The sequence below is a fragment of the Sorangiineae bacterium MSr12523 genome (genome assembly GCA_037157775.1).
Classification (GTDB): domain Bacteria; phylum Myxococcota_A; class Polyangia; order Polyangiales; family Polyangiaceae; genus Pendulispora; species Pendulispora brunnea.
Map to the genome: position 1 here is coordinate 7061964 of CP089982.1, position 26866 is coordinate 7088829.

27 protein-coding genes are annotated in these 26866 nt (G+C 63.1%); 9 read left to right on the forward strand and 18 right to left on the reverse strand.

Annotation, left to right across the window (positions count from 1 at the left end; translation table 11 throughout):
• Positions 1-60 precede the first annotated feature (60 nt).
• On the reverse strand, positions 61-498 hold the full coding sequence (locus LZC95_27375; GenBank protein WXA90170.1) for a hypothetical protein: 438 nt from the start codon (positions 496-498) through the stop codon (positions 61-63).
• A complete protein-coding gene (locus tag LZC95_27380) occupies positions 486-1265 on the reverse strand; it encodes an AraC family transcriptional regulator (protein ID WXA90171.1) in 780 nt (259 codons plus the stop codon). The genes LZC95_27375 and LZC95_27380 overlap by 13 nt, the downstream gene beginning before the upstream one ends.
• A gap of 124 nt (positions 1266-1389) precedes the next feature.
• Here LZC95_27380 and LZC95_27385 point away from each other — a divergent pair, with 124 nt between their 5' ends.
• Positions 1390-2343: a chlorophyllase gene (locus LZC95_27385; protein ID WXA90172.1), complete on the forward strand. Its 954-nt coding sequence runs from the start codon at positions 1390-1392 to the stop codon at positions 2341-2343.
• 13 nt (positions 2344-2356) lie between these two features.
• Here LZC95_27385 and LZC95_27390 read toward each other — a convergent pair whose 3' ends face one another.
• Entirely contained in the window at positions 2357-3304 is a 948-nt protein-coding gene (locus tag LZC95_27390; protein WXA90173.1) for a cupin domain-containing protein, read from the reverse strand.
• Between the two features lie 144 nt (positions 3305-3448).
• Here LZC95_27390 and LZC95_27395 point away from each other — a divergent pair, with 144 nt between their 5' ends.
• Positions 3449-4351, forward strand: a complete 903-nt coding sequence (locus LZC95_27395) for a LysR substrate-binding domain-containing protein (protein WXA90174.1) — start codon at positions 3449-3451, stop codon at positions 4349-4351.
• Between the two features lie 23 nt (positions 4352-4374).
• Here LZC95_27395 and LZC95_27400 read toward each other — a convergent pair whose 3' ends face one another.
• From LZC95_27400 to LZC95_27420, 5 genes are all read right to left on the reverse strand, one after another.
• A complete protein-coding gene (locus LZC95_27400) occupies positions 4375-5388 on the reverse strand; it encodes an alpha/beta hydrolase (protein WXA90175.1) in 1014 nt (337 codons plus the stop codon).
• A 101-nt stretch (positions 5389-5489) separates the two neighbouring features.
• A complete protein-coding gene (locus tag LZC95_27405) occupies positions 5490-6344 on the reverse strand; it encodes a hypothetical protein (protein WXA90176.1) in 855 nt (284 codons plus the stop codon).
• Complete coding sequence (locus LZC95_27410) at positions 6341-7225, reverse strand: hypothetical protein (protein ID WXA90177.1); 885 nt, start codon at positions 7223-7225, stop codon at positions 6341-6343. Before LZC95_27410 ends, LZC95_27405 begins: the two co-directional genes overlap by 4 nt.
• Positions 7226-7309: 84 nt before the next feature.
• Positions 7310-9076 (reverse strand): dihydroxy-acid dehydratase family protein, encoded by a 1767-nt coding sequence (locus LZC95_27415; GenBank protein ID WXA90178.1) that lies wholly within the window; start codon positions 9074-9076, stop codon positions 7310-7312.
• 27 nt (positions 9077-9103) lie between these two features.
• A complete protein-coding gene (locus LZC95_27420) occupies positions 9104-9574 on the reverse strand; it encodes an OsmC family protein (protein ID WXA90179.1) in 471 nt (156 codons plus the stop codon).
• 66 nt (positions 9575-9640) lie between these two features.
• Between LZC95_27420 and LZC95_27425 the strand changes: the two genes are divergently transcribed.
• Positions 9641-10267 (forward strand): GntR family transcriptional regulator, encoded by a 627-nt coding sequence (locus tag LZC95_27425; protein ID WXA90180.1) that lies wholly within the window; start codon positions 9641-9643, stop codon positions 10265-10267.
• Here LZC95_27425 and LZC95_27430 read toward each other — a convergent pair.
• The 3 genes from LZC95_27430 to LZC95_27440 form a co-directional block, all read right to left on the reverse strand.
• On the reverse strand, positions 10255-13005 hold the full coding sequence (locus LZC95_27430; GenBank protein ID WXA90181.1) for a DUF5010 C-terminal domain-containing protein: 2751 nt from the start codon (positions 13003-13005) through the stop codon (positions 10255-10257). The two genes, LZC95_27425 and LZC95_27430, sit on opposite strands and share 13 nt — an antisense overlap.
• A 340-nt stretch (positions 13006-13345) precedes the next feature.
• Positions 13346-13741 (reverse strand): nuclear transport factor 2 family protein, encoded by a 396-nt coding sequence (locus LZC95_27435; protein WXA90182.1) that lies wholly within the window; start codon positions 13739-13741, stop codon positions 13346-13348.
• A gap of 16 nt (positions 13742-13757) precedes the next feature.
• On the reverse strand, positions 13758-14225 hold the full coding sequence (locus tag LZC95_27440) for a carboxymuconolactone decarboxylase family protein (GenBank protein WXA90183.1): 468 nt from the start codon (positions 14223-14225) through the stop codon (positions 13758-13760).
• A 107-nt stretch (positions 14226-14332) separates the two neighbouring features.
• On the opposite strand from LZC95_27440, the gene LZC95_27445 reads away from it, so the two are divergent.
• Positions 14333-15196 carry a sigma-70 family RNA polymerase sigma factor gene (locus LZC95_27445; protein ID WXA90184.1) on the forward strand — a complete coding sequence of 288 codons (864 nt, stop codon included), beginning with the start codon at positions 14333-14335 and terminating at the stop codon, positions 15194-15196.
• On the opposite strand, the gene LZC95_27450 is transcribed toward LZC95_27445, so the two are convergent.
• Positions 15193-15897 carry a hypothetical protein gene (locus LZC95_27450; GenBank protein ID WXA90185.1) on the reverse strand — a complete coding sequence of 235 codons (705 nt, stop codon included), beginning with the start codon at positions 15895-15897 and terminating at the stop codon, positions 15193-15195. The two genes, LZC95_27445 and LZC95_27450, sit on opposite strands and share 4 nt — an antisense overlap.
• A gap of 182 nt (positions 15898-16079) precedes the next feature.
• On the opposite strand from LZC95_27450, the gene LZC95_27455 reads away from it, so the two are divergent.
• A complete protein-coding gene (locus LZC95_27455; GenBank protein WXA90186.1) occupies positions 16080-18290 on the forward strand; it encodes a VCBS repeat-containing protein in 2211 nt (736 codons plus the stop codon).
• A 2-nt stretch (positions 18291-18292) separates the two neighbouring features.
• Here LZC95_27455 and LZC95_27460 read toward each other — a convergent pair whose 3' ends face one another.
• From LZC95_27460 to LZC95_27475, 4 genes are all read right to left on the reverse strand, one after another.
• Positions 18293-19135, reverse strand: coding sequence for an AgmX/PglI C-terminal domain-containing protein (locus tag LZC95_27460; protein WXA90187.1), 843 nt, complete (start codon positions 19133-19135; stop codon positions 18293-18295).
• Positions 19136-19226: 91 nt separating this feature from the next.
• Positions 19227-20381, reverse strand: a complete 1155-nt coding sequence (locus LZC95_27465; GenBank protein WXA90188.1) for a VWA domain-containing protein — start codon at positions 20379-20381, stop codon at positions 19227-19229.
• A 100-nt stretch (positions 20382-20481) separates the two neighbouring features.
• Entirely contained in the window at positions 20482-20808 is a 327-nt protein-coding gene (locus LZC95_27470; protein ID WXA90189.1) for a hypothetical protein, read from the reverse strand.
• Positions 20809-20869: 61 nt separating this feature from the next.
• Positions 20870-21301, reverse strand: coding sequence for a cupin domain-containing protein (locus LZC95_27475; protein WXA90190.1), 432 nt, complete (start codon positions 21299-21301; stop codon positions 20870-20872).
• 71 nt (positions 21302-21372) lie between these two features.
• Here LZC95_27475 and LZC95_27480 point away from each other — a divergent pair, with 71 nt between their 5' ends.
• Entirely contained in the window at positions 21373-22356 is a 984-nt protein-coding gene (locus LZC95_27480) for a helix-turn-helix domain-containing protein (GenBank protein ID WXA90191.1), read from the forward strand.
• A 1033-nt stretch (positions 22357-23389) separates the two neighbouring features.
• On the opposite strand, the gene LZC95_27485 is transcribed toward LZC95_27480, so the two are convergent.
• Positions 23390-23758 (reverse strand): hypothetical protein, encoded by a 369-nt coding sequence (locus LZC95_27485; protein WXA90192.1) that lies wholly within the window; start codon positions 23756-23758, stop codon positions 23390-23392.
• 402 nt (positions 23759-24160) lie between these two features.
• On the opposite strand from LZC95_27485, the gene LZC95_27490 reads away from it, so the two are divergent.
• Positions 24161-24898 carry an AraC family transcriptional regulator gene (locus tag LZC95_27490; GenBank protein ID WXA90193.1) on the forward strand — a complete coding sequence of 246 codons (738 nt, stop codon included), beginning with the start codon at positions 24161-24163 and terminating at the stop codon, positions 24896-24898.
• Here LZC95_27490 and LZC95_27495 read toward each other — a convergent pair.
• The gene (locus LZC95_27495) at positions 24876-25385 is read right to left on the reverse strand and encodes a hypothetical protein (GenBank protein WXA90194.1); all 510 of its coding nucleotides are present in this window, start codon (positions 25383-25385) and stop codon (positions 24876-24878) included. The two genes, LZC95_27490 and LZC95_27495, sit on opposite strands and share 23 nt — an antisense overlap.
• Before the next feature lie 134 nt (positions 25386-25519).
• On the opposite strand from LZC95_27495, the gene LZC95_27500 reads away from it, so the two are divergent.
• Together LZC95_27500 and LZC95_27505 are read left to right on the forward strand one after the other, a co-directional pair.
• The gene (locus tag LZC95_27500) at positions 25520-25921 is read left to right on the forward strand and encodes a PKD domain-containing protein (GenBank protein WXA90195.1); all 402 of its coding nucleotides are present in this window, start codon (positions 25520-25522) and stop codon (positions 25919-25921) included.
• A 113-nt stretch (positions 25922-26034) separates the two neighbouring features.
• Positions 26035-26859, forward strand: a complete 825-nt coding sequence (locus tag LZC95_27505) for a hypothetical protein (GenBank protein WXA90196.1) — start codon at positions 26035-26037, stop codon at positions 26857-26859.
• Positions 26860-26866: the final 7 nt, after the last annotated feature.

Sequence of the window (26866 nt, forward strand, 5' to 3'; positions counted from 1 at the left end):
AGGTTTGCGAGGGCGTGCGCCAAAGCGTTCCTCTTCCTTTGCAGGATCCTCCTCACCGATTTAGCGCGCGAACGATGCGCGGTTTTGCCAGGTGAACAAGATGCAATAAATGCCAATACCGAAGGAGAGCACGTTGATCCCCATCTCGGCCCCCACCGCACCTTTGTCGGGCATGGCGTAAACACCGTTTTGAAGATTGTAGAGCACGTCCATGCATCCAAGGTAGATCGCCGAGCTCGAAGCCAACGTCGTCGCGAACAATCCCCACGCTCTCCTTCGGAGAAGGCCGATGGCGCCTACGATGCTGGTCCCGGCAAGCCAAGCATCCGCCGCCGGAAAGGAGTTCTCGAAGATGTAGTATGCATCCGTCGTTTGACTGGCCAGAATGGATCGATCGACGAAGAACCAAATGATCCAATAAAGTGCGATCAAGAGGGCGCCGAAGAGGATCAGGCCCGCGGTGAACTTCCAACTGCCATGCGACGTCAGAGGCACCACCGCAAAATGCCACGTTCTGGTGGGATTGCACGTGCACGCTTGAGGAAGGCGCCCGGGGTGAGGCCGACGAGGTCGCGAAAGTCGGCAATGAGGTGGGCCTGGTCGTAGTAGCCCGCGTCTGCGGCGATGCGTGCCCAGTCCTTCGAGGTGGCGGCCATCCGCACGGCGCGCTGCAGGCGGACGGTCCGCGCGAAATCTTTTGGCCCGATGCCGACGCTCTCCACGAAGGCGCGACGAAGATGCCGCGAGGTGACGCCAAGACGCTCCGCCACGGCCTCGACCCGAACCTCGTCTCCTTCGAGCAAGCGAACTGCGCGACGAGCGAGCCGTGCCGATGCCGGCTCGAAGCCATCACGGGTCCGAAGCGCGATGGCCCGCGAGACTCGGGCAAACACGTCCGGCAGGCTTCGCGCCTCGAGAAGCTCGAGACAAAGGTCTTCGCCCGAACGGCCCCAGACGTCTTCCAGCGGGACGATGCGGTCCGTCAGCTCGTTCGCGGGCACGCCCAGTAGCGGCGCCGACCAGCCTGGTTTGAACTGAATCACCAACGCCCGCACGAGGCCGGTCGCATTCTTGAACAGCGCCCGCGTTCGCGGACCTGCGACGGACACATCCCCGTTCCGCCCGTCCCCGAGCGCGCGAAAAACAAGGGTGGTTCTGCCGTCGGGCAGCCGGTCCACGGGACGTGCACTTCCGGCGGCGGGCACGAGGGCGCGAACATCCTCCACGAAGCGGGAAAGCGAGAACGTCGCGGCGCCGGAGTCCATCGTGGGCAACACCCTCGTACTCTTGCGCGTCCATCGCGGCCCTTCAAGTCAGCAGGAGACGGACCGGTGAAATGTCCGGTCCTTCCAATCGAAGGGCCGCGGCGGGAGGTAGGAAATCCACGTCATGAACGAACCGATCCCCGCAGCCGACACCTCCAGCGCCCCGGTCCTTTCCGTCAGCCCGATCGTGCTCCCGGCCCGTGGCCGCCCCGTCGATCTCCAGATGCGGGTCTCCGCGCCCGTGACCGGAAGCGAGCTGCCCATCCTGCTGATCTCGCACGGCCATGGGCCCTCCAACCATCTCTCCTCCTTGAATGGCTACGCCCCACTCGCCAACTATTTCGCGGCGCGCGGCTTCGTCGTGATTCAGCCCACCCATCTCGATTCGAAGACGCTCCCGTTCCGGGGCTCGGATCACCGCGATGCACCTCTGTTCTGGCAATCGCGGGCAGAAGACATGAAGCGCATTCTCGATGGACTCGACGCGGTCGAGGGCGCTGTCGTCGGGCTCGCGGGGCGCTTGGACCGAAGCAAGGTGGCCGTCATGGGACACTCGATGGGCGGGCACACCGCGAGTGTGCTGCTTGGCGCACGGCACGTGGATCGCCGCGACGGAACGGAGGCTAACTTCGCCGAGCCCCGGATCAACGCGGGCGTGCTGCTCGCCGCCCCAGGCCGAGGCGACACCGTCAGCCCGTTCGTGGCCGAGCACTATCCCTTCTTCTCGACCATCGACTTTTCCACGATGACGGCGCCCGCGCTCGTGGTCGCCGGGGACAAGGACGACTCTCCTCACCTGACGGTCGCGGGCGCGGACTGGCACGCCGATCCCTACTTCCTCTCCCCTAGCCCCAAGTCGCTGGTCACCCTGTTCGATGCAGGGCACGGTCTGGGCGGGGTGTCGGGTTATGACGCCGCGGAGACGACGGACGAGAACCCCGAGCGCGTGGCCGCCGTCCAACTTCTCACCTGGGCTTATCTTCGGACCGCGCTCTACCCCGGAGACTCCGCCTGGCCGAAAGCCCAAAGCGCACTGACGGGTGGATCGACCCCGCTTGGACGCGTCGAATCCAAGTAACCGACGGGGGCGGTCAGCCGCTGAAGCGAATGTCGAGCGAACGCAGATAGGTGTGGAGCCCGGCGTCCTGAATCGGAATCATCGAAGCCGGTTTCATCGATTCGTTGTAGTGGGCATGCCAGGCTCCGGGCGGCGTGACGAAGGCCATGCCGGGCTTCCAATCCACACGCGTCGGCCGGACGATGCGCTGCTGCGCATCGAGCTCCCTCCCCACCAGCGTGTAGCAGCCAGGCTCGCAATCGACGACGAAGTCGAGGGCGATCGATTGATGACGGTGCGGCTTCTGTTCGGACTGCGCCGGCAGAGCGCCGAACATGGCCCACATGACGTGGCTGACCGTGCGCGTCTGCGGAAAGCGAGCATTGCCGAGAAGCACGCTGATGCGATTGCGCTTCGACGCGAGTGGCTCGGCCGCGACCTTCCGGAGCTCCGCAAGAGCGCGATGCGCTGGATACCGCGTCGGAGCAAAGCGCGGACCGATGGGGGCGACACCGAGATAGGAAAGCAGCGGCGCGTCGTCCACGTAATAGAGAGAGACCGTCTCGTTCGCGAACACCGTCACGTCGCCGTTGCCCGGCATGGCGACGAAGTCCCCCGCGCCGAGCGGCATGCGCACACCGCCTTGGTGCGCTTCGCCGCGGCCGCCGATCACGTAGAATACCCGTGACGTGACCGTCCCGTCGAGGCGGAGGCTCTCACCGGCGAGAACGCGAACGAAGCGCGCGCATAGGCTCGGCCCCGTTGCCGGATAGTCGGTGCCGAGTTCACGGGAGAGATCCAGCGTCACGACGCGGGTCGGCCCGTCGGCGTACAGCGAAGCGGGAAACTCGTGGTAAGGGACGCGGGAAATGATACCGGCCCCCAGCGGGTTGGCCGAGGAGGTGTACTCGAAGTACTGCGAATCTTCTTCGTCCGCGTCCATGCGGACGAAGGGCACGTTCACTTGCGGCATGGCAGACATGGCAAATTTTCCTGGTTGTCGGGTTGGAATGGCTCGCTCGGACGGGGCGTCCGGCTTCCGATGGTCAAGTTGGTGCCGCCCGGTGGGGTAAAGTAGTCCGCAGCTTCGAAAGCAGTTTTGCGCATTGCGGGGTAGTCTGCAGGCATGGACCATTTCGGCGCAGCCCGCGCGTTCGTCCGCGCCGCGGAGTTACACAGCTTCAGCAAAGCCGCGAAAGATCTCGGAGTGAAGGTGTCGACGGTATCGCGTCAGATCGCGGATCTGGAACGGGACATGCGCATCGCGCTCTTCAATCGCTCCACCCGTGGGCTGGTGCTCACCGAAGGCGGCAAGACATTTCTCGCCCATGCCCGGCTGGCGCTTTCCGCGATGGACGAAGCGCGAGCCGTCACGATGGCGCTCAACCAGACGCCGAAGGGCTTGCTGCGGGTGACTTTGCCGCCTGCCTTCGGTCGGCGTCACGTCCTGCCGCATCTGCCCGCCTTCCTGCAGCGCTATCCCGAGATCGACGTCGACGCCGTGGTCACCGACGAACGACTCAACTTGATCGAGGGGGGCATCGACCTCGCCGTTCGCATCGGCGAGCAGAAAGACTCGGGGCTCATGGGCCGGCGTCTGGCCCCTCATCGCGTCCGCGCGTACGCTCACCGCGATTATCTGGAGCGCGAGGGCACCCCCGCGCATCCGGACGAGCTGGACAAGCACGTCTGCTTGATTCGAACGGGCCTGGAGCATAGCGCATGGCGCTTCCGCGGAGGACGGCGCACGATCACGCTGGAGCCCAACGCGCGCGTTCGCATGAACGACCTGCAGGGTCTCTTCGAATTGACCTTGGCCGCCGGCGGCATCGCATTGCTGCCAGATTGGTTGGCCGATGCCGCCGCCGAAGCGCAGGGCCTTCGCCGCATTCTGACGGCGTGGGTCGCCGTGGAAGGCGGTGATGACACGGCCATCTGGGCGGTCTATCCGCCGAAGAAGACCGTATCCTCCAAGGTCCGCGCATTCGTCGACTTCTACGCCGAGCGAATTTCTCGCGTCGTGTCCTGATCGCTCACCGACTCAGCTGGTACTCACTTGCCGAGCTGCGCGAGAAATTCGCGGACCGGTCGGGCATACTCTTGCGGCGTTTCGACGTGCCCGAGATGCCCAATGCCCGCCAGCACCGTCAAACGCGAGCTCGATATGCCCTGGTGAAGAATATCGGCCATCTTCGCGGAACAGATGAAGTCCTTCTCGCCCACGATGATGAGGGTGGGCACCTTGATCTCACCCAAGCGCGGGCGCACATCGTAAGGCTGGCCGCCCTTTACCACCCGCACCTGCGGAACGTTCGCCTTTTGCCGATGGGAGCGTTCGACGAAGAACTCGAGCGGAGGCAATTTTCCCTCGAGGGCTTCGTGCCGCTCCGTCCAGTGGCCGATGTAGAAAGGGACAGCGCGCTTGACGAACGCGGTGAGCTCTTGGTCGGTCCGAGCGGTGTCGATGTCGTCGAATGCCTTGGAGGCGTCGGCGAACCATGGTTCGTTTTTGAACCACTCCATGTTCGCGGCCACGTCCTTCCCGAAATCGGGCCCCGTCATGGCCGATGTGTCGTACAGGACGAGCGCGCCCACGTGATCCGGATACGTGAGGGCATAGGTCAATGCGACGAAGCCACCGTACGAGTGTCCGAGCAGCGTGATTTTTTGCATTCCGAGATGCGCACGCAATCCATCGACATTCGCCACGTCCAGTGAGCGACTGTAGTTCGCCGGATCCGGAAGCCGCCCCGACGCACCGGTACCGATGGGCTCGATGTAGACGACCGTCGCGAACTTTTCGACCTCGGGCATGCGCAGGTAGCTCCACCCGCCGCCGGGACCGCCGGGGTGAGCGAACACGACCGGACCCGATCCATGCACATGGTACGCGATGGGGTACCCACCGATCATGGTCGTGTGCTGTCCGACCGCGAGTGGATTCTCCGGCGGCTCCGTCTGGACACCGGGCTCGGGCGACTTGGGCTGCGAGCACGCGGTTGCAAAAAGCGTTGCCGAGAGAAGAAGCGTCCGAGCGATAAGGCGGATTGGCCGATTGGAGTGCATGTTCGACATTCCACCGGAATTTGGGCTGTCCGCGCATTTCGGCCAGATATTGTCCGAAATAATTTGGGAGTCGGGCCCAACGAATCGAGGCCCGCCACCATTCAACCGTGCGCGGCGACGGTGAGGTATTTCTCGCCCTCGGGGAGCGCCGCCACGACGTACGCGCGGACGGCGGCCGACACGACGATGGGATACGAAGGCGAATACCTCGCCCGTAGATCGTCATCCACGGCCTCGAGGCACGTCGCGCGCAGAGCCTGGACGAAGGCATTCGAGAAGGCGTCCGTCGAATTGGCCAGCAGGGTACGTTCCTCTTCGAGCACCTCGAGCGCCTTTCGCGCGTGTCCACGCCGCGCCGCGAGGTACGCGCGATCGATGGTCAGCTGTTCGATGTGATCCCAGGCATCGCATTCGATGGCCACGCGATCGACGAGCGCACTCGCCTCGTCGAGACGCCCCTTTGCCGCCACGAAGAATGCACCGTCGAGCGCCGCGATCACAGCCGCACTCCCGCGTGTTTTGGCGCGGTATCGCCGTCGCTCGAGTTCGAACGTGGCAAGGAAACAGGCCGCCGCGAGATCGAAATCGGCGCGACGGGCGGCGAGTTGCCCGAGCACGCGAAGCGCCATGGCCACGACGTAATCGCCGGCACGTGCCGTGGCGAGGTCGATGGCCGCTCTCTCGACCTTGGCATTGTCCTCGACGGCAAGGCCGGACCTCGCATCGCGAACCAAGCCCACGTCGCGCCACCGAACGAGCCATTGGACGAGCACGTTGGCACCGATCCAGGAGAAGAAAAATGCCCCCGCGTGGGCCATCCCATGGGCCCCTCCGTCGAGGATGCCGAGCGCGAACGCGGCAAACGAAACCGTCCACCCGCCGAGGGCGAGCCATTTCGACGAAATGGGCCGCAGGCGGCGCCCCAACAGGCGTTCAACCTCCTTGCGAGCGCTCATGCGATCTCCATGGCGCGCTCGTCGCCCAGGACCTTGTCGATCCAAGACTGGAGCCGAGGTTCCACCGGAACGCGCACGGCCGGTGCGCGCATCGCCGGCGACGTGCGGGCCACCGCCTGCGCCATCAACATCGAGAAAAGCGTGAGGTTGCGGCTCCCGCTCAACCGGTCCATGGCCGCGCCGCGATGCGCCGCCCATTGGAGAAGCTCGTCGTATGCGCCTTTTCGAAAGAGGAGGAGCGCATGCGCCAGCAGGTAACCGGCACGCGCATCGCCCGGGACGGAGTTCGCGGAGGCGGCGAGCGCGTCGAGTTCGCGGGCAGCCGCGTCCAAAGCGCCAGTGGCCGCGAGGGCGAAGGCACGGCCAGCCCCCGCGCGAAATGCCCATTCGACGGAGAATGGTCCCATGGAAGCTTCACGGGTGGCCCGCTGCACGGCCGTATAGATCTCCGCGGCCTCGCGGAATCGCCGCTTGCGGCTGGCCACCGTCCCCAGCATGAACAGCGCCATGATGCGCCGCTGCAGGGGTTGCAGCCGCGAGTTCGCGATGCGCTGGAGGAACAAGGCCGCGTCTCGCCCCTCCCGTGCGAACTGGAGCTCCGCCTCGCGCCATTGTGCCTCGAGCGGCTCGCGGGTTCGCCGGCGCCGCACGGCGATGCGCGCCCAAATCACGGCGACACCGAGGATCAGATAAAGGCCATACGGCGGGCGGTGCGGCACCTCGTTGGCAAAGATTTGGAGCCAAGCGATGGTGTCGCCCACGGCCCACAGGGCCAGCGATAGAGCGGCGAGGAGCAGGACGAAGAGCACCACGAGCTCTCTCCGCCCCAGGCCAGGGCGCATCGTGATGGGAGAAATGCCGTCGAGATAACGATTCTTCAAGGTGGCTTCCGCCACTATGCCACCGTGCGATGGCCAATACGGACTGGGATCTCACCGATCCCATGACGTCATAGGCGTGATTCGCTAATGATTGTGGCGCGGTGTCTTTGCACACACACCCCGATATTTCACCGCCAGGTCCATCACGGCACCGCTATCCATCTGGCTTACGGTGTTGCGATACAGCTCTTGCCAAGGCGTCGCGCTTGCTGGAATGGGCGGTGTGCCCTCGGCCTTGCGGCGCGCGATTTCGGCGTCGGACACGAGCGCATCGCAGCGCCCGGCCGCGAGATCGATGCGCACGATGTCGCCCGTGCGCAACCATGCGAGCCCGCCGCCGGCCGCGCTCTCGGGCGATGCGTTCAAGATGGACGGACTATCCGATGTTCCCGATTGCCGTCCGTCGCCAATGGTCGGAAGGCTCGCAATGCCGCGTTTGAGGAGCGCGTCCGGCGGCTGCATGTTCACCACCTCCGCGGAGCCCGGCCAGCCGATGGGACCTGCGCCGCGGATGACCAGGATGCAACGTTCGTCGATACCGAGCTCGGGATCGTTGATGCGCGCATGGTAGTCGTCGGAACCGTCGAAGACGATGGCTCGCCCCTCGAAGGCATCGGTGCCGGAGAGAAAGCGCTTCCGGAAGTCCTCCGAGATGACACTCGTCTTCATGATCGCAAAATCGAATAGATTGCCTCGCAGCACCAGAAAACCCGCGCGCTCCTGCAGCGGGCTTTCGTACGTGGTAATCACGTCGCGGTCGGTCGATTCGCGGCCTGCGATGTTCTCCGCGAGCGTCCGGCCGGTGACCGTGGACACGTTTCCGTCGATGCGTCCCGCGCGCAAAAGCTCACACAGGACCGCGGGCACGCCGCCCGCGCGATGAAAGCGCTCACCTAGGTATTTGCCCGCGGGCTGCATGTTCACGATGAGCGGGACGTCGCGGCCGTAGGTCATCCAGTCTTCCGGCGTGATGGTCACCCCCGCGTGCCGCGCCATCGCCACCAAGTGAGGCTGCGCATTGGTGGAACCACCGATGGCGGCAATCGTCGCAATGGCATTCAGGAATGCGCGGCGCGTGAGAACCTTCGATGGCCTGAGATCTTCGTACGCCATTTCGACGATGCGCCGTCCCGTTGCATAAGCCATTTGCCCGCGCTCGCGGTACGGCGCGGGAATGGCGGAGCAGCCGGGCAGCGAAAGGCCCAGCGCCTCGGCAATCGCATTCATCGTCGACGCGGTGCCCATGGTGTTGCAGTGCCCCAGAGATGGCGCGGATGCGGCGGCAGCCTCCAAAAATTGCCGCGGGTCGATCTCGCCGGCGGCAAGCTTGCGACGCGAACGCCAGATCACCGTGCCCGATCCCACGAGCTCGCCCTCGTGCCAGCCATCGAGCATCGGTCCGCCCGACAGAACGATGGCCGGCAGATCGGCGGTGGAGGCGGCCATCACCTGTGCAGGGGTCGTTTTGTCGCAGCCTGTGGTCAGCACCACCGCGTCGATGGGGTAGCCATGCAGGATTTCGACGAGCCCGAGGTACGCGAGGTTTCGATCCAGCGCCGCCGTCGGTCGCCGGCAATTCTCGAAGATGGGATGGAGAGGGAACTCCATCGGAATACCGCCCGCATCGCGAATGCCCTCGCGCACGCGCTTGGCCGTGTCGAGGTGCACACGGTTGCACGGCGTGAGATCGCCACCGGTCTGCGCAATACCGATGATCGGTTTACCGCCGAGGAGCTCGTCCGCCGTGAGCCCGTAATTCATGAAGCGCTCGAGGTAGATGGCCACCATGTCGAGGCGTTCGGGATCGTCGAACCAGTCGCGCGAGCGGAAGCGGCGGGGATCGGATGCCATGCGCCATTGTGCCATGAACGAGCGGGATTACACTTCGAGATAGCTCGCTTCGTAGCCGATTGGGAAGTTCACGGAGCGGGCAATGAAACAATACTCGTGCACTTCTTCGTGGAGGGCATTGGCTTTCGCGAGATCGGCACCGCGCTCCACCGTGATCTTCGGCCTCAGCACGGCACGAACGAAACGGCCCTCGCCGCGTGCCCCGACTTCGCCAATGCCGAGCGGTGTATCCTCGTAGGCTCTCACCGCGATCCCGGCATTGCTCGCCAAGTGTAGGTACCAGAGCATGTGGCAGCTCGCCAGACTCGACAGCAGCAGGTCCTCGGGATTGGGCTTGGCCGGATCACCGCCCAACGCGGGGTCGTTCGAGCACTCCACCGGCGGCTTTCCCGGCGTCACGATGCGCCAGGTGCGATCGTAGCCTCGGTACCGCCGCGTCCCCTCCCCGCGATCGCCCGTCCAAAGGATCCGTGCCGTGAAATCGTGTGACTTGTCCATCGTCGTTCTCCGATGTATACATGTATACATCACAATCGGAGCGCGGCAAGACGGGAGAACGGGACGATGACGCCGGAAGCAATAGCCTCTGAACTGCGAGCCGAATTGATGGCCGGCACCTTGAGCCCCGGCGCGGAGCTCTCGCAGGTCATGCTCGCGGATCGCTTCGGGGTCAGCCGCATTCCCATTCGCGATGCCCTGCGCATTTTGGCGGGCGAAGGGCTGATCGAAATGGCCCATCGTGGGGCCAAGGTGATCGCCCTCCGTCCCGCCGAGGTGCGGGAGATCTATGACCTACGCGTGCTGCTCGAATGCGATGTTCTGCGCCGGGCGGCACGGAACATGACGTCGACGGCGCTGGAGGAGATCGAGCGGGTCCGCCGCAAGTCGGACTTGGACGCAGGAACGCCCGACTGGGCTGCCGGCGATTGGGCATTCCACCGTGCCATTTACGTCCTCGGCGACCGCCCCCGGCAATTGGCCATGATCGAGTCTCTGCGGCGAACGTGCCAGATGTTCGTCAGCGCGTATTCCACCATGCCCGCGAAGAAGCCGCGATGGCTCGACGACCACCGCCGCCTCGTGGAGCATCTTCGACGAAAGGCGGTGGACGAAGCGGTCCTCACCCTCCAGGAGCACCTGGAGGGCGCAGCACGGCATCTCCTGGAACGGATGACGGCTCAGCGCACCTGAATGTAATCGATGTTTGCGCCGGCACCGCCGCTGTCGTATTGCAGCTTGAGCGTGGCCCCCTTGGGGATGTTCACGCTCACCGTTTTCGTCGCGTAGGTCCCGCTCCAGGTGTCGGTGCTGGGAAAATCGACCCTCTGATTGAGCGCCCCATTCACGTACAATCCGAGCCGGCCAGGGTTGTTGCGCGTGCAATAGCGGATGTCCAGCGTGCCCCCGGCAATCACGTTGGAAAACGACAGCGACGAGCCTTCGCGCAGGTTGATCACTTCCTGGAGATTCGACGCGGCATTGTCGTCCGAGGCATTGCAGTTGACCAGCGCGGCCTTCTCGCCTTCGTATTTGCCCGTGTCCGGCGGCGAGGTGGCCGAGATGCCCAGGCTCGAGGAGGTGCCGGACAGGTACTTCGCGCTTTGGTTCGGCGTACCAGTGATGTTCGAATACGAATAACTCGAGAGCGGCTTTGCCGTTCGCTCCACGACATACACGGTATTCGCCGCCGTTGCAAAGCTGATTTCGCTGCTCGAGGTCGTCGCGATCACCGCGTTGTCCGAGACCCTTCGCACGCGAACCTCCTGCGTGCCCCACGGGTTGACCACCTTGGCGCCGTTTCCGTACAAGCTCTTGATACCGACGTATTTGATCTCGTTGGCTTCCTTCTCCGAGCTGACCAGGAAGCCACCCTCGGCCAGCAAGGTGAAGCGGCCCACGAACTGCGAATCATTGGGCAATGCGGGGAAGACGCGAATCTTGTCGTTGTAGCTCTGCAACAGCGACTCGTTCGTGGCCGAGAGGTGCACTCCCCAGTATTCGAACACGCCGTTGGTGTTGTTGGTGAACCCATTGGGGTAATTTTGATACTTCGCCAGCATCAACTTCATGCCATCGTACGTTTGATTGCCCAGGCCCAGGCGGGCTGCCTGGATGGCATCGTTCGCCCATACGTTGCCGTAGGGGAAAGGCCGATGGTTCCAGGTGTTCAACGCCATTTGGTAATCGGGAGACCCAATACCGGTCACGCTGTACGGCCAAATCAATTCGGCCGCCACGTTCTCGTTGTTGCGTGTTTGCGAAATGGGCGGCTGGTGGGGCAGATAATCGGTCCCGTCGTTCGAGTACGGAACCAAGTTGTCCAGCACCGTCTGCCACTGCGATCGCAAATTGGCGTCGAGTCCGAGCGACGACGCGGTTCGTATCGCAATCGGAAAGAGTTTGCGCACGGACACCAGATCGGTAATGGCATTGCGCACGTTCCAGTACGTCTCGTGCGAATTCGAGACGTCCATGTAGTACTTACCCGCGCCATCGCGCGAAAGCTTCGCGGTGTAAAACTTGGCGACCTCCCGCATGAAGGGGTACGCCGTGTTGCGCAGGTAGTTTCCGTCGTTGGTGTAGCGGTACTGCGCGTACATGTTCAGTGCCGCTTCGGTGCCCGTGGAATAGATGTTCTTCGTGTAGTCGCTGTTGATGGTGCCGCGCGCGTTGCCGTCCCACCCCATGGTTTCCGGCACCCAAATGCCGTCGATGCCGTACCGCGTCTGGGTGTACGATTTCAGGGCATCGAAGTTCCGGCTGTGCATGTAATTGAACACGTTCATGATGTCGGCACGATTCGACGACAGGAACGAGTTGTACACGTCGCGCTGGTTCCAATACCAATACGAGTTGCTCCACTTCGTGTCGTCGTTCGTCGAGCGGAAGACACCATTGATGAAGTGGAACGGATAATTTCCGTACGCGCCGGCGGTAATGGCGTACAGGCTCAGGTAGTAGAAATTCTCCAGGTAATCGGCGTCGCCCGACATTCCCGAATATTGCACGAACGATTTCTGCCACTGCGCATGCCACCAATCTTTGTAACTGGCGAGCGTGGTTGCATACCCCTTGCTTTTGGCGCCGTTGAGCAGGTTCTTCGCTTGTGCAACCGAGTCGTGGTTCGGAGCGTTGAGACGGGTGGCGCAGGTGATCCAAATCGTGTAGCTCGAGGACGGCGTGATGTTGAGCCGCACCTTGCTTCCGTTGATGGTCTGGGTGCTGAAATTCGCACCTTCCACCGAAGCCGCCAGCGTGTAGCCGAAGTTCTTGGCGTCGGTCTGCCCGCGACTGATGCCGGCACCCGAACCATCGGCATAGGTGGTGACGGTTTTCCAAGTGTTCAGATCGGGCACGTCCCCCGAGTTGCCCAGATTCGAGAGGTCCCACAGGCTCAAATCGAGGGCAATGCTCTGCACACCACCACGGCTATCCTCGACGTGGATGCCCATCACCTCCGAGTTCGGTGCCCCCATGATGGTGACGGTGCGATTGGAGTCGTAACGGGTGGTGAGCCACCCGTCGTAAAGCGAGAGGCGCTGACTGAAGGTCGAATACCCCGTATCCATTCCGGGGTTCGTAAACAGATTCACGATACCGGCCGAAAATGCCGTCTGCTCGGAGCTGTCCACGCCCGAGACCTGCATGGTGAGGCCGTTGTTGCTCCACACCATCGCCCCCATGCGCCCATTTCCCACGGTGAGCCCATAGGCGGGGTTGGTGTTCGGCTTGTTGTAGACGACGTCGTGCTTGGAGAGGTACTGCGCATAATCGACATTCAACGCACCGCTGGATGTGTTGAACGCATGCGTATTGGGAGCATCGACGGGGGCGGTGTCGTTTGCCGCTGCCTCGTTGGCCTCCGGCTCGGACGAACAGGCGACGGGAATGAGCAAGAAGCAAGCGGGCCACAAACGAAGGCACTTCATGGTGGGAGCCCCTTTCACACAATAATGACGATCGTCATTATAATGCGAAGGCCCACGCGGGCAACATCAGGCATCGCGGCATCGCGCCTCACGTTTCGTGGGCGATGCCCGCGATTCAAACCATCGAGCGGGCCGTCTCGTGGCGACGAATCTTCGGCCAGAGAACCCTCCAACACATCCCATGTATAAACAACTGAGCTTGAGTACACCATGCGGAGCCAACCCTGTCAATTCGACAGGTCGCTCAGAAAATTCGCATAACACATTGCGTTATGGCGTTTTTCAACTGAACCGCACAGCCGGCACCAAACATGGGATGTATGGAAGGCGCTGGGCGCGATCAGGGGCCGGTTCGAGCTGCGAGCGCACGCCAGCCCGCGTAGGCGCGGAGGCTCTGGATCTTGCCGTCCCTCACCTCGATGATGTCCACGGAGAACGGCTCGGCGTCGGAGGACGCGCTCCTGAACTCGATGGCCACGGTGTTGCCTCGAACGAGCGGCGGCTCGTGTCCGCCCCAGGGCACGCCGCGCTTCATGAACGCGCGTACGAGCTCTCGGATTTCCTCGCGACCGCGGCAAACCCCCTCCGCCCGATTGAAGATGCGCGAGACCAGATAGCTCTCGATGGTCGCGTCTTCCGCGAAGAGCGAAACGACGCCCTCGAGGTCATTCCGCGAAAAGGCAGCCTCCATATCGCGGATCACGTGCTCTACGCTGGTAACCGGCTCCTTGTTCATGGTCGTCTCATTCTTCCTATCGCGCGTGCTCGAGGTACTGCTCGACGAAGTCTCCGGTCACCTGGCGCGTGGGGACATTGAGGCGGTTCCAGAAGTTGGCGAGCGCGATGGTCATCAACAGCGCCCCCAGCTGGGTCGCGGAGAAGTGTCGCGATGCTTCCTTCCACACGTCGTCCGGCACGGCATCGGCCCGATCGTTGAGCCTCGTCGCGGCTTCGGCAAGTGCAAGCGCAGCGCGCTCCGCGTCCGTGTAGTAGGGAGTCTCTCGCCACGTTGCGAGCGCAAAGATCCGCTGGTCGCTCTCTCCTTGCCTCTTGAGCAAGCGAGAGTGCATGTCGAGGCACACCGCGCAGCCATTGATTTGACCGACGCGAGCGTGGATGAGCTCGTGGGTCGCTGCGGGCACACCGCAGTTTTGCGCGGCCTTGTGGATCGACAAAAGAGCTTCCCTGGTGCCCGGTATCGTGAAAGCCGGGCTCTTCATCCGAGGTTCCATGGTTCATCCATCTCCGATGGTGGTGTTTCGTGTCACATCCGCGATGGGTCGCGGGTCTTACATGCATGACCCCCCAGGACGGAGGAATGTGACGGATGGACAGACGAAAGTGGTTGGCCGAAACGTTCGAGGAACAGCGGCCCCGTCTGCGGGCCGTCGCCTATCGCATGCTTGGCTCTCTGAGCGAGGCCGAGGACGCGGTCCAAGAAGCGTGGCTCCGCCTCAGTGGAACCTCCGAGGACGACGTCGACGATCTTGCCGCATGGCTGACGACGGTCGTTGCGCGCATCTCGCTGAATCTGTTGCGCTCGCGCAAAAATCGGAGCGAGGCGCGGGTGCCCGATCCGATCCTCGACCGCGCTGACGGAACGAGCCCGGAACACGGGGCCCTGCTGGCCAACACGGTCGGTCTCGCGCTTCTCGTCGTACTCGAAACGCTCGCACCGGCCGAACGGGTCGCGTTCGTGCTCCACGATGTCTTCGGTATGCCTTTCGAGGAGATCGCGCCCATCGTCGAGCGCACCCCCGATGCGGCTCGCCAACTCGCGAGCCGCGCACGCCGCCGGGTTCAGGCGCGCAACGCCACACCCGACGCCGACATGGAGGTCCAGCGAAGCGTCGTCGATGCCTTTCTCGCGGCCGCGCGTGACGGTGACTTCCACCGGCTCGTCGCCGTCCTCGACCCGGAGGTGGTGCTCCGAGGCGATACCGGTACGGGCAGATTGCTCGAAGTCCGCGGCGCGGAGCAGGTGGCACGTGGGGCGCAGACCTTCTCGAGCCTCGCCCTTCTCCGGCACCCCGTCCTGGTCAATGGCGCCCCCGGAGCGGTCTGCACGCTCGAAGGAAAGCCGTTCGCGGTCATGGCCTTCACCGTCCGGAACCGCAGAATCATGGAGATCGACATCCTGCGCGACCCCGAACGCCTCGCGCAACTCGATCTCACCGTGATTGAAGACTAATCGATTTGCAGCCCAATCGAGAAGCTCGCGGAGTATGTCCCACTTGCATCGGGCTGCGCGTCGAGCAGCAGTTGCTTTCCCATGAATAAGCCGTCGTCGGTGTTCTTCATGCGTTTTCCCGCGTGCGCGTAGCGGGGATCGGCGAAGACACGGTTTGTCGTTGCGTCATCGAAATAGAGCTGCGATGCGAACTCGGACACGGCGGCGTTCTTCGAATTCGAGGTTCGAACTTTGAAATGAACATGAACGGCGCGGCCCGGGTACCAACCCGGGTAAATGGTGACGAAGGCGACACGCCCCTGCCCGTCCGTCCTCTGATAGCCGCGCAGAAATTTCTTCCCACGCGTATCGTCCTCGACGTCGGAGTATTTGCCCACCGCATTGCAATGCCAAATATCGACCATGGCACCGGAGAGCGGGGTGCATGTTCCTTTGCGCAGGGAAGACACGACGAGTGCGAGGTGCAGGGGGATGCCTCTGGCGACGGTGCCGTCCGTCGGATCGGAGCGGATGTCCGAGCGCTCGAGCCGCTCGTCCACGAAAAATGGGCCTGCCGTCTCGTTTGGCGTGAGGACGCAGCTGGTCGCCGTGCCCGGCGCGCCATGCGCGGATTCATCGGCCACCAGCGCCGCCGCCGTGCCACCGAAGAGTCCCAAGGCTGCGCGTCTGCCGATTTTCTCGAAGTCGATCGCTCGAGCCATGCATCACCCCGCGTCGTGAGTCCCCCAACGATAGCGCGGTCTTCGCACATGCGCCGCCGCAGCTGACGAGCACGACGGGCGCGCTTCCCAAATCGCGCCAACTGCAGGCGCACCGGGGACGAACAAATCGTGCGACCGCGCCGGGCCAGGTGGCTCTTAACGGCGAAAGGAAGGTTCGACATATGGAAAGGTCCAAAGATCCCCGGGCGCTTGGCCTCGCCGTGCTGACGGCTACGCTGGCCGTAGCTTGCGCTGCGAACGACGGAAGCAACGATGCGACCCTGGGATCGGATGCCATCGCCGCAGCGGACGGCAGCTTACTCTGCACCAATGCCTTGTTCGCCCCCGGGGTCACGATCTCCGTCGGCAATGTAAACGGCGCGATCGCCAAAGGCGATTTCAACATGGATGGCCGTCTCGATCTTGCGATGCCCGAGTACGGGGGCAACAAAATCGCCGTGTATCTCGGGAACGGAAATGGCACCTTCGCGGAGCCGCTTGGCTTCCCCACGGGCAAATCTCCGCGTGAAGTGGCCGTGAGCGACTTCAACGCGGACGGCAACCCCGATCTCGCAGCCGTCACCGAGGAGGGCGTGAGTCTCTTGCTCGGCACGGGTGGCGGCTCATTCTCGCCCGCGATCACGTACTCGTCGGGCGAATATCCAAGCTCCATCACGGCCGGCGACTTCAATGGCGACGGCCGCATGGATCTCGCGATTGCGAACGACCGAGACAGCTTCGGCATTCTTCTGGGCGACGGAAACGGAGCCTTTTCAGGCACGACCCTCTACTACTTGTCGATCTATCCGAGCAGGATCCGCGCGGCAGATTTCAATCGGGATGGGAAATCGGACCTTGCCGTCGCCCAATACGATGGTGTCACCGTCATCTTGACGGCGAACGACGACGGAAGCTTCTCGACCGGCACGACCCGATACACCGCATACAACTCCCTCGAAATTGGCGACTTCAATGGTGATGGAAACCCCGACGTGGTGGGCACCGATTCCACCAATGTCAACGTCATGCTGGGGGCCGGGAACGGGACGTTTTCGGCCAAATCTTCCTACCGCGTCGAGAACAGCCCCGGGCCTCTCTCCATCGGCGATTTCAACGGCGATGGGAAACCGGATCTCCTCGTTTCCGATACCTCCACGAGCGACGCGAGCATCCTGTTCGGCCGCGCAGATGGCAGCTTCTCGGATCCGAACACCTATCCTTCGGGCGGCACCAGTCCAAGATCGAGCGTCGCGGGCGACTTCAATTCGGACGGCCGTTCGGATTTTGCGGTGGTGACCTGGGACAATCCACGACCGCCGGCCATCCACGTCTCCCTCTGGGCGGAACGCGGCACGCTTTCGCAGAAAACCAGTTATCCGGTTGCTGGCCGAGCCGACTCCCTGACCACGGCCGACTTCGACGCGGATGGCAACCTCGATCTTGCCGTCGCCGTTTCCGACGCCAACAAGGTGAGCGTCTTGCTCGGAAAGGGAGCTGGAGTCTTCGGCCCGGAGCGCACCTACTACGTTGGAGCCAGGCCCGTCTCCGTGGGCGCAGGCGATTTCAATCGCGACGGGAAACCCGATCTGGCGGTCGCCAACACGGATGGAAAGAACGTGAGCATCCTGCTCGGCAACGGCGATGGAACCTTTGGGTACGCGGCGTATTTCTCGACGTTCGCCCGCACCGAATTCGTTCGCACGGGCGACTTCAATGGCGACGGCAACCTGGATGTCGCCGTCGCCGCCAGCAGCACCGACAGCGTCGGTCTCTTGCTGGGAAATGGCTCCGGAGGATTCTCGGCCGTGACCACCTACGCGACGGGAGATGCCCCAACGTCACTGGCCGCCGGTGATTTCAATTCGGATGGCAAACTTGATTTGGCAGCCTCCAACAGCGGGAGCAACAAGGTGAGCATCCTTTTGGGCAAGGGGACGGGAGGCTTTTCGCCGCCGATCACCACGGTGACGGGCAACCAGCCTCAATCGCTGGCGACGGGCGACTTCAACGCGGATGGCAAAATCGACCTTGCCGTCGCCCATTCCGCGGATCCCAACGTAAGCATCTCATTGGGGAACGGCGACGGAACCTTCTCGGCTTCGACGACGAAATATGCCATTGCACGCGCGGGGGAGATCGCAACGGGCGATATCAACGGCGACGGGAAGTCGGACGTGGTCGTGGTGACCAATGGAAAGGCCAGCATCCTCGTCGGAAAGGGAGATGGCAGTTTTCAGGCACCGATCCATCATCAGGTGGACAAGAACGCGGTTGGTCTCACCATGGGCAAATTCAATGCGGACGACAAACTCGATATCGCCGTCACCAATACGCCGGCCTATGGGAACAAGAGCTATGTGAACGTCTTATTCGGCGCCAACTGCGGAAGCTGATCTCACAGCGACCAAGTGACTTTGGCCCCACGCGGACCGGGATCCGGCATGGGGATCTCCTTCAATGCCTCGACGAGGCAATCGATGGCCGGGGCGCCCTCCCGCCCCGGCGGCGCGATCCCAACCGCCACGATGTGACCCGCACCGAGGTTGCTCTTTTTTCCGTGCTTCGCTGCGACCTGCCGTTTCCGCGGCGGCTTGTGGCGGGCCTTCGACGTTGCGCCCGAGGCCTCGGGTGCGGGCGGCCCCGATGTGACGTAGGCCGTTACATTGAACATGCCCGTGACGCCCGCGCGGCAGGACCGAATCTTGACTTGTTTCGGGCCAAACGTCTCCTTCAGGTCGTCGGCCGTCCATGCCACCGGGCTTCGGGCATTGGCCGGGGCGGCGAATCCGAACGATTTTCGGACTTCCGCTTCGCCGCCCGAGGGCCGAGGCCATGTCGTTTCGCTCAACACGCGCACGAGGCATTGCTCGGTCAGGTGATCCCCGAGCGATGTCTCCTCCACATAGACGTAGCGCGCACGCCCGTCTTCGCCGATGCGCAACATGAGCTTCACGTCGCCGGACAGCGCACGGATTTGTCGAACGCGGGCGGAATGGCACCTCTGGAGCGCTTCGAGCGCTTGGTCGAAGACCGCATCGACGGCCCCCGGCTCGATGGATCCGAGCTGTCCTTCGACACGCATCGCACGCTCGGGTGCCACCGGCGGCGGATTGGCCGCCTCGAGTTCGCGCGGCGGCGGCTCGGGTGCGGACGGCGCCGGAGGTGCGGAGCTCCCGCAGTGGGTGAGTCCGCAGCCTGCAACGAGCATCGCGAGCACGTGGTGGTTACGGGGGCGCAAATCGTTATTATTACAACGTCGCGCGCACGTTTTCCAGCGGGCCTTACCTGGTCGGGCCCGGCGCTGGCCTCATGTGCCTAACGATGATTCGCTACGGCCGCGTGCACCTCGCGTCGATCGAGATTTTGGCGGCGGGGTCTTTTTGCACCGCTTCACACGATGCGGTGCAGAGCACGATGCGCGCGGGCGTTTGCGCGTTGTCGTAGCGCCACCCTTGGTTGCCGGTGCAAGCATCGCTGTAGGCAAGTGTCCTAGTTTGGCCATTTCCGGCGGTATGCGTCACCTGCACCGCATTGAAATCGAGCTTCTTCCCGGGCGCCGGCGCAGGAAGGTCCAGGCTGCACGAGAACGTTGGGGCTTGCTTCATTCGCGCGAGAAGCTCGCCGGTGAGCTTGGAAGGGTCCGCAACATCGATCCAGAACGCTCGTTCCGTTCCTCCGGCGGAGGCCACCAGGTCGAGCTGGTCGCGGTAGCGCGTGGTGCCCACGCCGACGACATAGGTCGAAATGGACGGATTCTGCTCGCGGGCGGATTTGGCCGCAGCCCGAATATCGTCGTACGGGGCACGTTCGCAGGCGTCGCGCGGAGGGCTCGGATCGTCGGGAAGTCCGTCGGTGACGAGAACGATGACGGAGCGTTCGCCCGGCCGGGTGGCCGCGATCTCCTTGGCGTGAAGGAGCGCGCCTCGAAGCGCGGAGAGCACCGTGCTGGAGCCCGCGGGCTCCCCCATGTTCTCGATGGCGGTCTTGAACGACGAATTGTTCGGCAAGGGGCGCATCGCCACCTTGGGTTGCTCGTATGCCTCGGGCGCACAGACAGGCTCTCGCGGATACGTGGCATCCATTTGCGGAAAATCGCGAAGGGCCGCCTTCAGTCCGGCCGTGCGCGAGTCGGCAAAGAACGAGTTCAATGCAAACTTGGTCGGTTCCCAGCGGGTATGCCGGTTTTGCTCGCCGCCCGGTTGATCCCCCATGCTCCCGGAGCGATCCAACATGAAGACGGCGTTCACGGGGACCGACGAGGCACGCGCTTCGGAGTGCGCGCACACGTCGTTTCCTCCCGGCCCGCCGCCGTCGACATCACCGATCCCAGAACCTCCGTCCGGGCCCGGGGCATTGCCGGAGTCGCCGCCATCCGGGCCCCGATTCCCATCCTGCGGCGCCCCCGCGTCGTCCGCGCACGCGGCGACCAAGGTGCATGCAGATACCAGGAATGCGGCCGCTGCTGCAGTTACACGTTTGCTCATGGAGTGCTCTCCTCCCGCGATGGACGGAGCCTGCATCCATTCTAGTCACGCCACCGTGCCGCCTATCGCGCCGATCTCACGGCGCGCATCGCACGGCGCATCATTCCGCGATTCCAAACTCCCCGAGGATGGCACCAACGCCGCCTGCGCGCGCGGCGGATTCAGCTCGTCGTAGCCGCGCAAGCTCTTGCTCTCTCTTCGTAAGCTCTTCAGCCGTGGGAATTCTCTCGCCATCGGCAATGCGAGCTTTGAGGAACTGCAGCCGCGCTCGCAACAATCGCTCGGCAAACTTTTGCACCTTCCGCAGCGCCTTCGCATCGGGGGCCCCCGCATGAAATGCGCTAACGGCTTGCCGCATGGCTGCCTCGGCATCCTCGACACGTGTCGCATGCGAGCGCCCGGTGAATTGTCCCAGCCATTGGGCCATGGCCATCGAATATCATGGCCATCGACCGCGGCCAAATCCAATCGCGTGGCACCCGCCGCGGTTATTTCTTCGCTTCCTGCGGAACCAAATCGAAGTGGTCGAGCTGATATTGAAACAGTAGGCAGTCCTCACCTTTGTTGCAGCCGCTGTAATGCGGAAGATTCGCAGGCAGATTGTAGAACGACCCAGCTGGATACTCCACGCGCTTGCCGTCGATGACCGCGTAGAAGGTTCCCTTCAGCACGACGGTCGGCAGATTTTGCGAATGGGTATGGAAAGGATTGTCTTTGCCCGCGGGAAAGATGACGAATGCCTCGTAGGGGCCTTTCCCGGTCAGGTTGCCGCGGACGTTCGCGTATTTGATGCCACCGGTGCCGGCGATCTCGACCCATTTCAAATCGGCGGTGGGCAAAGACGTCAGCTTGTTCGGCTGCAATGGTGAGGAAGTCAGAAGTGCCACGGTGGACAGTAGGATTGCGGATACGGAGTTCATAGGCCGAAGTATGGGGGCTCGGGCCGGACGGCAAAAGTGGCCCGATAGCCATAATGTGATAGGATCGGGCCATGTCGAAACCAGGCCAGGCTCCGAAGACGGCGAACACCGTGGCGGTGATCGCCTTCGAGGGCATCAGCCCGTTCCATCTGTCGGTGCCGTGCATGGTGTTTGGCGACGACCTGGCCAGGCTGGGCGTGCCGCGTTACCGATTGCGGATATGCGGTGAGAAACCAGGCCTGATTCCGACCATGTCGGGCTTCGATATCCATGTAAAGTACGACCTGTCCGCGCTGGCGGAAGCCCACACCGTGATCGTGCCAGCCTGGCGAGATCCGGACGAGCGCCCGCCCGAGGTATTGCTGAAGGCTCTGCGCAAGGCGCACGCGCGCGGTGCAAGGATCGTAGGCTTGTGCCTGGGCGCTTTCGTGCTCGCCGAAGCCGGTTTGCTGGATGGCCGCACAGCGTCCACCCACTGGGTGTGGGCCGACGATTTTGCCCGCCAATACCCACGCGTCAAACTCGATCGGAAAGCACTTTACATCGATGACGGCCCTATCGTGACCTCGGCCGGCACCGCGGCGGCAATCGACTGCTGCCTGCACTTGCTACGCCGCGATCACGGCGCCGAGGTGGCAAACCGCATCGCGCGGCGCATGGTCGTTGCGCCGCATCGCCATGGCGGCCAGGCGCAATACATCGAGCAACCCTTGCCGGAAACCGGCGGCAGCGACCAGCTCACCATTACCCTGGACTGGGCCATCGAACATCTCGAGCAGCCACTATCCCTGGACATGCTGGCCACCAAGGCCGCGATGAGCCGGCGCAACTTCACCCGGCGCTTCAAGCTAAAAACGGGAACGACGGTATCGCAATGGCTGTTGAACCATCGACTGGCATCCGCGCAGCGGCTCCTGGAGACCAGCGATAAGGCGATCGATCGCATCGCCGAAATCGTCGGTTTCGGCTCCACCGTGTCGCTGCGCCAGCATTTCACATCTGCGTTCTCGGTCTCTCCTGCGGCCTACCGCAAACAATTTCGCCGCGCAAGGTAGAGAACGCACAATCATCGAACAGAAAAAGAAGGAAAGAAGTGGAAAACCGCCAAGTCGCCAAGGTCGCCAAGTTTCATTGATGTGCTGAAGCGCCTCACCCCCTCCCAATCCTTGGCGTTCTTGGCGCCTTGGCGGTTCCCTCTCCCTTCCCCAGTTCGGAAAGCGCAAGGCGGACGGCGAGGTCGAGGGGGTTCCGATGGATTCGCGATTCGCGAATAGCGAATGCCGCCGATATGGCCATAGGACCGTGGTGGGACGATCTAATCACCTGCACGACCCTCGAACAGAAGTGGAAAACCGCCAAGTCGCCAAGGTCGCCAAGTTTCATTGATGTGCTGAAACGCCTCACTCCCTCCCAATCCTTGGCGTTCTTGGCGCCTTGGCGGTTCCCTCTCCCTTCCCCAGTTCGGAAAGCGCAAGGCGGACGGCGAGGTCGAGGGGGTTCCGATGGATTCGCTATTCGCGATTCGCGAATAGCGAATGCCGCCGATATGGCCATAGGACCGTGGTGGGACGATCTAATCACCTGCACGACCCTCGAACAGAAGTGGAAAACCGCCAAGACGCCAAGGTCGCCAAGTTTCATCGATGTGCTGAAACGCCTCACTCCCTCCCAATCCTTGGCGTTCTTGGCGCCTTGGCGGTTCCCTCTCCCTTCCCCAGTTCGGAAAGCGCAAGGCGGACGGCGAGGTCGAGGGGGTTCCGATGGATTCGCGAATGCCGCCGATGTGGCCATAGGAGCGACCAAGGGCGCGATGAGAGTGCGCGTCATCTCATCTAGCTTGGAGGCTTCGAGCTTTTCTAAAAGGACTGACCTCCCTTGAGCCCCAAGCCTTCGGGCAACCAATTGTGCCTTCGAGCACGCGGGGTGTCGCTAGCTTCGGCTACCGACGGGAGGTCAGTCCCTTTCTTGTCCGCCAGGACGGGACGGGCTCTTGCCGGTTCATCCCATATGCGGTTCGCTCGCCCTTCTGCAGCAGCGAAAGCCCCCTCTCCGACGAGGAGCATGGCCGGCGACGACGTGGATGGCTCTTCAGGAGAGGACGATCTCGCCCTCCACGTCGGAAAGGGCGAAGCGGGCCATCGCGAGATTGGCCTTGGAGCGATCGAGCGCGACATAGAAGAAGATGCTGGGGCGATTCTTCAGCGGGCGGATGAGATGGTATTGCTTGCCGAGCGCAATGAGAATGTCCTCGATCTCGTCACGTATGTTGAGCGACTTCATGGCCTTGCGCTTCGCCCGCACGACCTCCGAATTGGCCGCACCGGCGAGCTCGAGGTTGAGCGCACCGCCTCCAATGCTTCCGAGACACATACCGCTCTCCGAGTCGACGACCGCGGCGCCGACGAAGCCCTCGGTACCCTCGAGTTTGCCCAGCGATTCCTTGATGGTGTTTGCCATGCCTTTGCTCGTCTCCGTTGATTGCCCGTTTGTAATTTCGAATTGACGCGTCATCGAATTCCGCAATTGCGCGCACTCCAATTACGCGCGCGCTCGATGTCCGACGCCAATACAGACTATGTACAAGACGTGCCTTGTCAATGCGCGCTCCGATGGGCAAACGCAATTGTGTAGTCGCGACAGGGTCCCCCGCGCACGCGCGCGCCGTTGTCTCGACAGAAACGAGCGCGGGAACCTTCAGCTCTCCAATCGCAATATCGTTGTTTTGGCGGTCGCGTTACCGGTAAGCGCCGAGAGTGACGAAATCCGACAGGGGGACGTCGAGAGTCGACAGCCTCACGGACTCGAGTTTTCGGCCTGTGGAGATGGGACCGCGTATGCCCTATAGTGGAAGAGGCGCGAATGGTTCCGGAACGGTTGAACGGTACGGTGTTTCTTTCGGGGACTCGAATTCTCTACGTGGGCCCGCTCGTGGCCACGAGGCGCCACGCGCACCATGCGACCCAAATCATCATCGCGCCGCAGGGGCTATCCATCGAGGACGGAGCCGGCGGACGCATTCACGCCGTTGCGGCCGTCATTCCCCCTCGCCTGCTCCATAGCCATGGCGCGTGTGCGCATGCCGCGCTCCTGTTCCTCGATGGAGACGACTTGGCGAGCCGAGGGCTCTCTCGTCATGCCGAGCCTCGATGCGAAACGTGGGGACGCGATTCGATCGACGTGAGCGTCCCTCGCGATCCCACGCCCGAGATGGCGCGCGCCCTCATGGCGTCGATTTTCGCAGCGCTCGACCTGCGTCAGCCACCGGAACCGCGACACCCGGCCGCACGTCGCATGTGCGCGTACCTCGATGGCGCCGACGACGTCGACCTCGCAAGCCTTTCGCAAGAGGCCGGGCTCTCGCCGCGGCAAATGCGACACGCCTTCGCACGCGATGTCGGACTCCCGATGCGCGCGTATCTAAGGTGGAAGCGCTTGCGCCGCGCCGTCGCCGCCGTGGAGGCAGGAGCGAGCCTGAGTGCCGCGGCAATCTCCGCCGGGTTCGCAGACAGCGCCCACCTGAGTCGCGTCTTCCGCGAGCAATTCGGCATAACGCCAACTCAGGGGCTCACCGCGGTCACGTGGCGGACGCTCGACTGACCAGGAACTCGGGGAATCCGTCCCTTCGTCGCGGCATTCCGCATTGGTACATGATTGCATCCACATTTCCGCGATGATGGATCGTGTGCGTGACCACGTGGAGAAGCATCGTCGCGGGGCTCATCGTCACGACTTTCCCGTCGGTGAAGCGTACGTCGCGAGGTCGTTCGAGCTCCTCCGCGCCGAGTGACGCCGTCGTATCCACGTACCAACGGTCGATGGTCTCGTATGCGCGATCGAGCTCGTCGAGTGTGGGAAGGACCGCGCTCTGCGTCGACTCGTAACCGTGCGAAACACCCTGCAGGTGGGCCTGAAAGATCCGGCGGACGACGTGGATATGGTCGAGGACCCGGACAATCAAGCCTGCGCCGTTCTGCGAGTCGAAGGAATCAACCTCGCGAAGGGCGGCGAACATCTGTCGGTTGGCCCACGCGGTATGGGTGACGAGCGTTTGAAGGTGCGGCATCTCCAGAACATGTCGGTTCATGCATCCGAGCGTAGGTAGCCCGCGAACCCCACGCTTGAACGCAACGGCGGCCCCCCTCCGACGAATGCGGCCTCTTCGGTGCGGGCTGGCTGACATCGCTCAACTTTGCTCACCCGCCGGCCGAAGAAGTGGATATGCCCGTCCATGTCCGCCCCGTATCCATCCTAGCGGCGCTGCTTTCCTTGGCGTTGCCCGCTTGTTCGTCCGACGAGCCCTCCATTGGCATTTCACAGCCCGGCCCGAGCAACCCCTCGTCCGATCCGACCCTTAGGCCGCCGCCAACGCTCGAAATCCTCATGAGCCGCCCCAGCCCCCTGGTCAACGAGAAAGTCATCCTGACCGTGACCAGCTCCTCGGGTGGCCCGCTGACGAGTGCACGGTGGAACTTTGGCGATGGCCAAAGCGGAGAGGGCACCAGCACCGAGCATCGATGGATGACCGCCTCGCCGCCCTCGTACCTGGTGTCCGTGACCGTCAGGACGTCGGACGGGCAGCAGGGTACCGCGTCAAAATCCGTTACCGTCCAAAGCGAATAGCCCCTACCTCAGGTGAGTGAAGCGCACGTCTTGCGGTGGCGCAACAGCGCGCGCGCCTCTCCGCAACGTGCGCGGAGGATCATTCCAACGCGCGCTTTGTGTATCGTGACAAGATGCGCCCACTCCCGGCTTTGGCCGTCGTATTGCTTTTTACCGCCTGCGGTTCCAGCGATGACTCACCGTCCGATGGCGGACCACCTGGCGATGCAGGAGACGCCGGCAAGGACGCGGTGGCCGACGGCAACACCGGAATCGACGCCAGCATGGACGCCGGGTCCGACGCCGATTTGGACGCCGCCAGCGATGCCAGCTTGGACGCAGCCCGTGACGCGGCCAACGATGCGGATGGTGCGCCCGATGCTGCAACGTGCCCCAAGACGCTGCTCGTCGGTGGGCAAGACGTCACCCGGCAGGGCTGGACCGTCGTTTCGCAAGGTCAGGCTTCGCTGACGTACGTCGATGACTATACCTACCTAAAGACATCGACGGTTTCGGGGGAACGAACGAGCGGGCAATTGCTGGTGTACCTTCCCGGAGCCATCGATAGCGCGCGGCCCTATCGGATCCAAGTGGTGATGCGCGTCGAATCCGTGAATGCGCACAATCAATACGATAGCGCCGCAGCCATCATGGGCTCGTTTACTCCGTCGGTCGGCACCTCCACCGATCGCGCTCAAATGGTCTATCTCGACCCGACCAAAATCGGGTGGGCCGACGACACGCAGTCGTTTGCCGCATCCGTCGTGGATGGCGCGTACCACACGTACGAGTTTTCGCTCGACGCGTCCAATGTCGCGCGCGTCCGCGTCGATGGGGTGGCCGCACTCACACGCAACGCGTTTACCACCAATTCCAACATCGCCATTGGCGACCAGACGAACGATGCCAACGTGGACAGCGCCATTCGCATTCGCTCCGTCACGAAACTCTGCCCCTGAGCCCTGA